A 2,664-nucleotide genomic window follows, 5' to 3' on the forward strand; every position below is an offset into this window, starting at 1 on the left:
GGGGTTGGGCGCGGTTCTGGCGGTCGCGGCGGGCGGCGACCTGTCGGGTGAGTGCTGGGCGGCCGCCGTCGGGCGGGAGAGTGGCGCCGAAGTGGCGGTGGCAGGCGAGGCGCTCCTCGGCAGCGTGCTGGTCGGGGTCCTCGGGGCGGTGGCCTCGGACGGCCTCGACGGCGCCGGCGTAGCCCTCGCCGACGATGCCTTCCTCTTTCTGGACGCACAATGCGGACAGCAACGGTTCTCCCCGGGATCCGCAGTCTTCGGCGACCCGGCCGAGGACCCCGCCGATCCAGTGCATCTGCAGCATCGTGGTCCGGATGCCGGAGGCCCGCTGGACATCCTCGGCCAGTTCACCGTAGGTGGTCACAGCGTGGTAGCGACCCGCGACCGAGATCAGCACGTCCCGGGCCGCCTCTGCCCACGCGGCGCGGGCGGTGGCGAAATCCACCTTCGCTCCGTCGGCCTCGCGATATGTCCCCGTTGACGCGGATGCGGCCGTCTCTCGCGCGCCGCCGCCCGGCCCCTCGCCGGGCGAGGCATCGTCTTCATCGTCGTCGCGGGATGTCCTGGAGCCACGGCGTTCACTGAGCCGTGCCCGCAGTGCGGTGGTGGGGCGTCCGCGCAGGTTGAGGGGCGGGTCGAGTGTGGCGAGGACAGCGTCCTCCAGTCGCCCGAGTTCGTCGGCGTCATCGACCGCAACGGCGATCACGCGCAGATGCCGGCCGATCCAGGCGTCGAGCCGCTGAGTGCCCTCGCCGTCCAAGCTGATCATGTCGCGCAGGGCCGCCGACAGGGTGCGGCGGAAGGTGGAGAACTCTGCGCGTCCACCGAGGTGCATTCCGGCGATCCTGGCCCACGGGGTGCTGGTGGATCTCCGACCGCTCGGCCACCGGGTCGCCCCCGCCTGGCCGGCGTAGATCAGGCCCGGGGCGAACGTCATGCCCAGACCCGCGACCAGATCGCCTGCCCCCGCCTCGTCGACCCACCAGCTGTAAAGCCCCGGCCGATTGAACCCAGCCCGGCCCACGGCGAGGAACTCGGCAGGCGTGCGGGCCCGCGTCTGATCCGTGAGCGCGGCTGTCAGCGCACCCATCTCACTGGCAGGCTGGTCTGCGGCCGTCGGATCGTCCGTCGGCGATGTCTGGCTCTTGTACCAGGCATGCTGCTGGCCGAGGCCGAGATGTTCGGTCGGGTTCGTCAGCCGCGCGCCGAGTTTCTCCAAGGGAACATGGAGCGGATCGACGTAGGCGCCGCCAGCGTGCACCTCGATCGTCTGCCCGGCCAGATCCCCGTGCAACACGGCGAGCCGCGCGCAGACGAACTCGCCCCAGGCCCGACGATAGGCACGCGGCTGGTCAGCCAGGTGCATGTCATACGGGCCGATCACATCGCCTGGCGCGAGCACGCCGTACTTCGCGCTCAGGATGTACCAGGGCAGCCCGCTGGCCTGCGCGAAGGCACGTCGGCCTTCGAAGAGCGTGCCCGTGAACAACTCCGCCGCCCGAGCCGGCTGCACCGACTTGGACTTCACACAGCCGATCAGGACCAGATCCGCAACCGCCGCCATGCACCGATTGTCCCGACCGCCCCAGCCTTCCGCGTTGCCCCCCGGTCAGAATGCCCCCACACGCCTCGCCGCCGAACTCCGCACACCGCGGGGACAGCTGGTCGTCACCATCCAACCGGAGAGGGATCAAGGACCCCAACCCGTGGCGGGAGGTCATCCAACAGATTTTGGCTACCGACCCCGAACAGCGCCCCACCATCCCTGAACTTGTCGACAGGTTCGCGTGGCTGGCTGCGGAACACGGCACCGCGCCCATCGGCGGAGCAGCGGGCACCCGGCCGCCGTCACGGCCCACCATTCGACGGCCAGCATCCGACCAGCAAATCTCGGCCGACACGCGGCCCTCCATCCGTCGGCCAGCGGCGGATATACTGCAGGGTCAGGCAAAACTGTCGCCGGACTGGATTCCAGCGGCTCGTCTGCAGGTATCCGCAACTCCCTCGAAGCACCAACCACACATCGCCCTCGCCGCTCCGCCCTGGCGGCACCCGCCCCCGCGTCGTCTTCGACTCCGCTCAGCAGAGGTGTCCAGGTCGCCTCGCTCTCGCTGGCGCTCGCCTGTCTGGTGGCCGGAGGGGCAGGAACGTGGTACTTCCTGAGCTGTAATGACAGCGCGCCCTCCGCCGCTGCTGTTCTCGCGAGCGACAAAAGATCTACGCCGAGCCCGTCCCCAGCCACACCGCTGGTATCCGCGACGGTCAGCCCGACCTCGGAACCGACGGCCAGTAACATCGCCGTCACATCTGCGACTCCCCGGAACCCACCGCCACATCGCAGGTACCGACACCGGAAGCAGTACCGGAAGCGGAAGCAGTACCGGAACCGACACGACCAACCCTCACCCGGGCGGGGATCCTGGTGGATCCATTTGGGGGTTCCTCTCCTATGGCTCCCAGCACGGCATCCCCGCGCGACCGACTCATCATGCGAATGTCGGCGTCTCCTTCGAAACGAAGAATGACACCTCCCTGGTCGTAACTGGTCAGGTCTCGTAGATCGTTGGTTTTGGTTTCGCGGCAGGCTGGGGCTCTTCGATGGCCTGGCATCCCGGGAGCGTTGGCGCCGCGTGGTTGATCAGACCGTAGGGTCCGGGTGTGTCC

The 2,664-nt window shown here is 69.0% G+C and carries 1 protein-coding gene; it reads right to left on the reverse strand.

Features of this window, described 5'->3' with window-relative positions; translation table 11 throughout:
• A partial coding sequence (locus NBZ85_RS30055) for a DUF6884 domain-containing protein (protein ID WP_261563309.1) occupies window positions 1-1,564 on the reverse strand: 1,564 nt, incomplete at its 3' end.
• Between the last annotated feature and the right edge of the window lie 1,100 nt (window positions 1,565-2,664).

Origin of the sequence: Frankia tisae (genome assembly GCF_025403405.1) — a bacterium.
GTDB classification, from domain to species: Bacteria; Actinomycetota; Actinomycetes; order Frankiales; family Frankiaceae; genus Frankia; species Frankia tisai.